Here is a 6,938-nt window from a genome sequence, read left to right on the forward strand (position 1 = left end):
GCCTACCGGCCGCCTCGGACAGTCACGCGATCTTTATTGCGCCGACGGACGGCCGCCGCCCTGCGCGGGTATCCGGCCGGACGGATGCCCCGGCGGGGACAGCAGCCGGACGGCTCCCGGCACCACCCGGGCGGTCAGCGGCAGCGGCCCGAGCGGCTCCCCGTCGGCGTAGCCGGTGACCCCGTCCGCCTCCAGCGTCACCCGGGCGACGCGGTGCACGGTGACGGCCGGGTGGGTCAGATGGGTCCCCCGGTACACCCGGGGGAAGACCTTCAGCAGCTCGGTGCGGCTGCACCCGCCGACCACGGTGACGTCGAAGAGCCCGTCGTCGAGCCGGGCGTCGGCGCAGATCCGCATGCCGCCGCCGTAGGAGGGGCCGTTGCCGACCGCGACCAGCGTCGCCTCGATCCGCTGCTCCGGGCCGTCGTCGAGCCGGATGCGGTACGGGATCGGGCGCAGCGCCGCGAGTTCGGCGAGCATGGCCGCGTCGTACCGGAAGCGCCCGCGGGGCCAGCGCATCCGGTTGCCGCGGTCGTTGACCCGGGAGTCGAAGCCCGAAGCGAGCACCGTCCCGAACCAGCGGTCCCCCGCCCGGCCCAGGTCGAGCGAGCGGATCCCGTCCTCCTTGAGCGCCCGGGCGGCCAGGGCACCCGCGGCGGCCGGGTCCCGCAACGGCAGGCCCGCGGCGCGGGCGAAGTCGTTGCCGGTGCCGACGGCGACGACCCCGAGCGGGGTGTCCGTCCCGGCGACGGCCTGGAGCGCCAGGGAGACCATGCCGTCGCCGCCGACGGCTATCAGGGCGCCGGTCCCGCCGGCCACCGCCTCGCGCGCCCGGGCGAGGCCGTCGGCGGCGTCGGAGCCGAGGACGGTCCGTACGGAGTACCCGGCCGCCCGCAGCGCTCCGGCCGCGGGCCCGAGGGCCCGCGCACCCCGCCCGCGGCCCGCGGTGGGGTTGACGAAGAGAGTGATCTCGCTGGTCACGGGGGGACCCTACTGGCCGGGAGCCCCCGCAGAAAGGGGTGGAGGGCAACCGGTTCCCGGCTGCCCTCCTCGCGTGCGACGCCGCGTCCGCGGCGTCGTCCGGTGCGGTCAGGTGGCGTCGTCGTAGCCCGCGTGGCGGGCGTCGTCACCGGACGCCTGCCCGGGGAGCATCGGGGACGCGGAGACCGGCTCGATGCCGCCCACCGCATCGGGGACGTGGTCGAGGGCCGAGGCCTCGTCGTCGTCCAGCCCGGCGTCCGGGTTCGAGCGGATCCGGCGGCGGTCGTTGAGCAGCGCGATGCCCACGGCGCCGTAGTAGAGCAGCACGATCGGCGCGGCCAGGGCCAGCATCGTCATCGGGTCACCGGTCGGGGTGGCGATGGCCGAGAAGACGGTGATCCCCATGATCATCCAGCGCCACCAGCTGAGCATCCGGCGTCCGGAGATCACACCGCCGAAGTTCAGCAGGACCAGCAGCAGCGGCAGCTCGAAGGCGAGGCCGAAGACGACGACCAGCCGGGTGACGATGTCCAGGTAGTCGTCGAGCTTGACGAGGTTGTTGATGCCGAGGCCGTCCGGGGTCAGCCCGATGAGCGCGGCGGCGCTGGTCGGCAGGATCAGATAGGCGACGTACGCGCCCCCGAGGAAGAGCGGCATGCCCGCGCCCACGAAGCTGCGGGCGTACTTCTTCTCGCTGCGGTGCAGGCCGGGGGCCAGGAACGCCCAGGTCTGGTACAGCCACACCGGGCAGGCCACGACCACGCCGGTCATCAGCGCGACCTTGATCATGATGGTGAACGGGCCGAGCAGCCCGTCGATGGTCAGCTGGGCGCAGTTGCCGCCCTGCTGAGCGGCCTTCTGGATGCTCCCACTGCAGCCGACCGACTCCCGGATCGGCGCTGTGAGGAAATCCACGATCGCCTCGTAGTAGAAGGCGGCGACGACCGTGACGGCGACGACCGCCAGGACCGATTTCACCAGGCGGTTCCGCAGCTCGCGCAGGTGCTCGGCGAGCGGCATCCGCCCCTCGGGGTCCTTCTCCTGCTTGCGGGCAGACTTCAGCAACCCACGTTCCTCGTCTCGTGCGGCCGCCTGCTTCCGCGGCGGCCGGTCCTCAGGGCTGGGGCAGCCGGGGTCAGCTCTGCGGGGTCCGGTTCGGCTCGGTCACCGGACGCGAGCTCGTCACATCACCGGGAGAAGCCTGAATGGTGCGCTGGGCGGACTGCTGTGCGTTCTCGTCGGCAGGAGCGGTGCCCGCCTGGCCTTCGTCGTCCTTCTTCATCGCCTTCGCCTCGCTCTTCAGGATGCGAGCCGACTTGCCGAGCGAACGGGCCATGTCAGGAAGCTTCTTGGCGCCGAAGAGCAGAAAAATGACAGCGATGATCAGGACGATCTCGAGGGGCTTCAGATTGCCGATCATGTGTGACTACCTTCTCACCGAGGCGGCATGGGTGGGGCTGGCCGAGCGGGGCGGCCGGACAGGTGTCCGACCGCGCACCGGCAGCGATCGTAACGCGCAGGGGTGAACGCCGGGCAATCCCTCTGCGTACTCCCGGTAGCGGCCCACGCCTCGCTTCTGGGACCGCTGCCTTGCAGCGTACCGTCCCGGGCCGGGGAAACCGGAGGCCGCATCAGGCCTCCCCCTGCAGTGGGCGGCGCGCCCGGCGCGCCGCGGCCGGGCCTCAGTCGCCGGTCCGCGTCCGCGTCTGCGCGGCGAGCGGGACGGCGGCGCGTTCGAGGTCCTCGGCGGCCCGGGAGATCCGTTCCGAACTGTCCGCCACCTGCCGTGCCAGCCGCCGCACTTCGAGACCGACCCGGATCGCGAGCACACCGAGGACGGCGGTTCCGCAGAAGGCGAGGGCGACAGCGATCATGGGCCAGAGCATGGGGTGAGCCTAGTGGAGCCGCTGAGGCGCACGGGGCGCAGGCGTCGGCCGGGGTCAAGCGGAGTGGCTGCGGTGGAGTGGCTGCAGTCAATGGAGTGGCCGGGGTCAAAGGGAGTGACCGGCGTCAGGTGGAGTGGCCGGGGTCGGCTGGAGTGGCGGCGTCAGGTGGAGTGGAGGCGTCAGGTGGAGTGGAGGCGGAGGGTCCGCACGCCGCCGCCGGTGAGCAGCTCCACGATCCGCTCCCCCGCCGGCCTGCGGACGGTGGCCTGGCAGTCGGGACAGGTGAAGGAGTAGAACGTGGTGCGCCGGCTGGCCCCGATGGCCAGCCGGAAGGCGTCCGAGGCCAGCTCGAACCGGCCCCGGCAGTCGGGGCAGGCCGCCTTGAAGACCACCGCGCCGTGCCCTGCGGGAACCACGTCCGCCCGTCCCTTCACTCGCCGTAGGCCGCGAGGGCCTCCCGCGCGGCCCGCTGTGCGCTCTCCGCGAGGTCCTCCGGCGAGACGATGCGGCCGTCGCCGCCCAGCCGCAGCGCGAGGCGGCGCAACGAGGCGGGGTCGGGCGTGCGCAGCGTGATCCGCAGACCGCCGTCGGGCAGCTCCTCGGCGCTGTCGTGCGGGTAGTACTCGGCGACCCAGCGTCCGGCGGGGCCGACCTCGACGACGACCTCGGGATCGTCGGCGGAGGGCTGGACCAGGCCTTCGGACAGGTCGCGCAGCTCGACCGGCGGCGGGTCGGAGGCCTCGTCCAGCAGCCGGATCTCGGCCACCCGGTCGAGCCGGAAGGTGCGCCGGGCCTCGGAGAGCCGGCACCAGGCCTCGACGTAGGTGTGGCCGACGGCGAACAGCCGGATCGGGTCGACCTCGCGGTCGGTGAGCTCGTCACGGGCGGGCGAGTAGTACCGCAGCCACAGCCTCCGGCGCTCGGAGATGGCCCGGTCGACCTCGGCGAAGACGCCGCCCTCGGACTCGAAGATGACCGAGAGCCGGGAACTGGCGCCCGCCGCCTCGCCGGCCGCCGTCTCCAGCTTGGCGGTGGCGCGCAGCAGGGCCTGCCGGTCGCCCTCGCGGAGCCCGGGGAGCGTGGCGACCGCCCGGGCGGCGACCAGCAGGGCGGTGGCCTCGTCGGCGGCGAGCCGCAGCGGGGCGGCGACGTCGTCGGGGTTGTGCCACCAGATGCGGTCGCCGTCGGTGTCGATGTCGAGGAGGTCGCCGCCGCGGAAGCTGGTGCCGCACATCGGCAGCACGTCGAGGTCGGCGATGAGCTCGTCCTCGGTGATGCCGAAGGCACGGGCGACGTCGCCCACGCGGGCGCCGGGCCGCTCACGGAGGTAGGTGACCAGGGAGAGCATCCGGCGGGTCTGGTCGATCGCGTTGGTAGCCATGGTGGTCCGTTGCGTCCTTCTCGTCTCTCAGCCCTTGGCCACGGCGCGCAGCCGGTCCACGACATCGGCCCGCAGTTCCGCGGGTTCCAGGACGGTCACGTCCGGTCCGAACTCCACCAGCCAGGCGTCGAGTCCGTGTCCATAGGGGATCTCCAGCTCGTCCCAGCCGTCGTCCCCGGCGGTGGTGGACAGGGCGCGGGCGCGCAGCGGGTAGCCGGCCCCGGCGCGCAGCCGGATCCGGGCGGTCCCGGTCGCCGTCTCCCCCGCCCAGCTCTCCACCGTCTCGCGGACGGTGACGTGGTCGGGCACCTCGGCGGTGAACGCCGCGGCCCGGGACCGCACCCGGCCGGTGATCCGGGAGATCCGGAAGACCCGCTCGGCCTGCCGGTCGCGGTCCCAGCCGGCGAGGTACCAGTGGCCGCGCCAGCACTCGAGGGTCCACGGCTCGACGTGCCGGGTCTCGGGGCGGGCGGCGCTCGCCTTGCGGTACTCGAAGACGACGGTGCGCCGGTCGCGGCAGGCGAGCATCAGCGGTTCGAAGGCGCTCTCGTGCGCCGGGATCCGCGGCTCCAGCGCGCTGTGGCTCTCGTACGGGTCCCCGGCGAGCGGCATCCCGGCGGCGCGCAGCTTCTGCAGGGCACCGCTGGCGGCCCCGGCGAGCCGGGCCTGCTGCCAGACCTTGGCCGCGAGCCCGAGGGCGGCGGCCTCCTCGGCGTCGAGCGCGACGGGCGGCAGGCGGTTGCTGTCGCGGCGGGCCAGGTAGCCGGTGTCGCCCTCCAGGCCGTCGACGGTCTCGATCACGAGGCCGAGCTCGCGCAGATCGTCCTTGTCCCGCTCGAACATCCGGTTGAAGGCATCGTCGCTGCCCGCGTCGATGTACGCCTCGATCGAGGCCCGCAGCTCCCGCTTGCTGAGGGGCCGTCTGGTCCCGAGCAGGCACAGCGCCAGATTCATCAGCCGCTCCGCCTTGGCAATGGCCATCGACGCCCTCTCTCGTTGTTCTTCCGCACCGATGACCGTACCGGTCCGGGGACTCCCGGCAAAAGCGAAGGGGCCCTTCCGGGCCGGCCCGGTCAGCGGGTGTTCACCCCTGGCCGGACCGGGCGGAAGAGCCCGTGGGACCCGCGCGTGCGCGGGCCCGGTCGGTACGCCTCGTACCGGCGTGCCGTACCCGCGTCTCAGACCGAGACGAGGTCGCAGACGAAGATCAGCGTCTCGCCCGGCTTGATCCGGCCACCGGCACCCCGGTCGCCGTAGGCGAGGTGCGCCGGGATGGTCAGCTGGCGACGGCCGCCGACCTTCATGCCCTGCACGCCCTGGTCCCAGCCGGTGATGACCTGGCCGACACCCAGCTGGAAGCGCAGCGGGGTACCGCGGTTCCAGCTCGCGTCGAACTCCTCGCCGGTGCTGAAGGCCACACCCACGTAGTGGACGGCGACGGTGTCGCCGGCCTTGGCGACCGGGCCGTCACCCTCCCAGATGTCCTTGATCTCGAGGTCGGCCGGGGGCTCGCCGCCCGGGAAGTCGATCTCGGGCTTGTCGATGCTCACTGCTGTGCTCCTGTGAATGGATCCTGTCGGAATCGGGTCCAGTCTCGCAGACCGGTGATCAGACGGTGTCGACGATGTCCACCGAGAAGACCAGGGTGTTCTTCGCGAGCTGGTTCCCCGGCTGACCGCCGTAGCCCTCCTTCGGCGGGACGACGAGCAGCACCCGGTCGCCGACGTTCTTGCCGACGAGGCCCTTGTCCCAGCCCTGGACGACCGATCCGGTGCCGATCTGGAAGGCGGTGGCACCGCCGTGCTTCCAGGAGGAGTCGAACAGCTTGCCGTCCTCCCACTTCACACCCGTGTACTGGACGACGAGACCGTCACCGGCCTTGATCTTGGGCCCCTTGCCCTTGATCAGGACCTGCTCCTTGAGCTCCTTCGGGGGCTTCACGCCCTTCGGGATGGTGATGTCGGCGGGCTTCTGCGACTCGGCCTTCACCGTGGGCATCCCCTCCTCCGGCTTCGCCTGCTCGCCCTTGACCTCGGCCTTCTTGTTGACCTTCTTGGCCGCGGCGATGTCGATGACCCAGACCAGGCCGTCGCTGGGCTTGATGCCCGCCTGCGGGTTCAGCTGCTCGCCGATGAGCGCCTTGGCGGTGCCCTCCACCTTGAAGCGGCTGCCGACCTTCTGGCCGACCAGCGAGTCCACCACCTTCGCCGGCAGCGTCTGGCTCGGCTGGCCGACCTCCTGGACCACCTGGGTCCGCGGGCCCTTCGGGTCCGTGCCCGGGCGCCTGGCCCAGGTGTTGCCGAGGTCCTGCCCGCCCTTCATGGTCTCCCCGGCGAAGTCCAGGCGGACGAAGTCGCCCTTCTTCACCTCGGGACCGTCACCCTCCTTGACCGTCTCCACAACGGCCTTGTCGGACGCCTTCGCGTCCTTGGGCGCGGAGATCTCGGGCTTCTCCCCCGGCTTGCCCTCCACCTTGACGACCCCGGAGTCCGACGACCCGTCGTCGGAGCCGCACGCGGCGGTGAACAGCAGGACGGGCACGGCGAGCGCCGCTGCGACGCGGCGGAATTTCTTCGTGTGGTTCATCAGTCCAACTCGGGCTAGTGGGGTCTGCGGGCAATGCCCGCCACTCTACGACCTGCACCCGGCCGGACAGCGGTGAGTGACACGACTGCGGGGCGGAGACCCTC

The 6,938-nt window shown here is 72.4% G+C and carries 9 protein-coding genes; all 9 read right to left on the reverse strand.

Annotated elements, in window-relative coordinates:
* Window positions 1-33: 33 nt before the first annotated feature.
* Entirely contained in the window at window positions 34-981 is a 948-nt protein-coding gene (locus AC3EQ1_RS02910) for a diacylglycerol kinase (protein WP_432092617.1), read from the reverse strand.
* Window positions 982-1,089: 108 nt separating this feature from the next.
* Entirely contained in the window at window positions 1,090-2,046 is a 957-nt protein-coding gene (gene tatC / locus AC3EQ1_RS02915) for a twin-arginine translocase subunit TatC (RefSeq protein ID WP_432092618.1), read from the reverse strand.
* 70 nt (window positions 2,047-2,116) lie between these two features.
* On the reverse strand, window positions 2,117-2,401 hold the full coding sequence (tatA, locus tag AC3EQ1_RS02920) for a Sec-independent protein translocase subunit TatA (protein ID WP_432092619.1): 285 nt from the start codon (window positions 2,399-2,401) through the stop codon (window positions 2,117-2,119).
* A 262-nt stretch (window positions 2,402-2,663) separates the two neighbouring features.
* Window positions 2,664-2,867: a hypothetical protein gene (locus AC3EQ1_RS02925; protein WP_432092620.1), complete on the reverse strand. Its 204-nt coding sequence runs from the start codon at window positions 2,865-2,867 to the stop codon at window positions 2,664-2,666.
* 179 nt (window positions 2,868-3,046) lie between these two features.
* Window positions 3,047-3,283, reverse strand: coding sequence for a hypothetical protein (locus AC3EQ1_RS02930; protein ID WP_432092621.1), 237 nt, complete (start codon window positions 3,281-3,283; stop codon window positions 3,047-3,049).
* A 14-nt stretch (window positions 3,284-3,297) separates the two neighbouring features.
* A complete protein-coding gene (locus AC3EQ1_RS02935) occupies window positions 3,298-4,248 on the reverse strand; it encodes a helix-turn-helix transcriptional regulator (RefSeq protein ID WP_351515103.1) in 951 nt (316 codons plus the stop codon).
* Between the two features lie 27 nt (window positions 4,249-4,275).
* On the reverse strand, window positions 4,276-5,229 hold the full coding sequence (locus tag AC3EQ1_RS02940) for a helix-turn-helix transcriptional regulator (RefSeq protein WP_432092622.1): 954 nt from the start codon (window positions 5,227-5,229) through the stop codon (window positions 4,276-4,278).
* Window positions 5,230-5,426: 197 nt separating this feature from the next.
* Window positions 5,427-5,798: an FKBP-type peptidyl-prolyl cis-trans isomerase gene (locus tag AC3EQ1_RS02945; protein WP_388848623.1), complete on the reverse strand. Its 372-nt coding sequence runs from the start codon at window positions 5,796-5,798 to the stop codon at window positions 5,427-5,429.
* Between the two features lie 58 nt (window positions 5,799-5,856).
* Window positions 5,857-6,834: an FKBP-type peptidyl-prolyl cis-trans isomerase gene (locus AC3EQ1_RS02950; RefSeq protein ID WP_432092623.1), complete on the reverse strand. Its 978-nt coding sequence runs from the start codon at window positions 6,832-6,834 to the stop codon at window positions 5,857-5,859.
* Window positions 6,835-6,938: the final 104 nt, after the last annotated feature.

It is taken from the genome of Streptomyces sp. bgisy100, assembly GCF_057709105.1.

What these genes read in the sequence shown, in the direction of transcription:
- tatA (WP_432092619.1), bottom strand. Translation starts at nt 2,401, where the DNA reads ATGATCGGCAATCTGAAGCCCCTCGAGATCGTCCTGATCATCGCTGTC.
- AC3EQ1_RS02925 (WP_432092620.1), bottom strand. Translation starts at nt 2,867, where the DNA reads ATGCTCTGGCCCATGATCGCTGTCGCCCTCGCCTTCTGCGGAACCGCC.
- AC3EQ1_RS02935 (WP_351515103.1), bottom strand. Translation starts at nt 4,248, where the DNA reads ATGGCTACCAACGCGATCGACCAGACCCGCCGGATGCTCTCCCTGGTC.
- AC3EQ1_RS02940 (WP_432092622.1), bottom strand. Translation starts at nt 5,229, where the DNA reads ATGGCCATTGCCAAGGCGGAGCGGCTGATGAATCTGGCGCTGTGCCTG.
- AC3EQ1_RS02950 (WP_432092623.1), bottom strand. Translation starts at nt 6,834, where the DNA reads ATGAACCACACGAAGAAATTCCGCCGCGTCGCAGCGGCGCTCGCCGTG.